Origin of the sequence: Enterococcus sp. C65, assembly GCF_040887165.1 — a bacterium.
Taxonomy (GTDB): domain Bacteria; phylum Bacillota; class Bacilli; order Lactobacillales; family Enterococcaceae; genus Enterococcus_B; species Enterococcus_B hirae.
Genome location: NZ_JBFOFG010000040.1, coordinates 1 through 283 on the forward strand (window position 1 = coordinate 1; position 283 = coordinate 283).

The following is a 283-nucleotide window of genomic DNA, read 5'->3' on the forward strand; positions in this document are numbered from 1 at the left end:
GCAAAAAGACATTATCAACTTTCAAAGAATCAACCAACAGCTCCAGAAAAACTACATACAATAGCAAATGAAGTGGTGAATTTAGACCTTAATATAGACCAGAAGCAAGAGCTTATAAGTACGCTTCCTATGTCAAAAGCAGATAGAGACAAACTTCGGAATATATTCCAAAGTAATGCAATAAATGATAAGGCAGTATCCCTGCTGATTAAAATAATAAAAAGCGATTATCAACTTTCAAAGAGTCAATTTACAGCTCCAAAGGTTTTACATGAAATAGCCA

The 283-nt window shown here is 33.2% G+C and carries 1 protein-coding gene; it reads left to right on the forward strand.

Going from position 1 to position 283, the window contains the following annotated elements; translation table 11 throughout:
* On the forward strand, positions 1 to 283 hold a 283-nt coding region (locus tag AB3I12_RS13450; RefSeq protein WP_368015674.1), incomplete at both ends, for a hypothetical protein.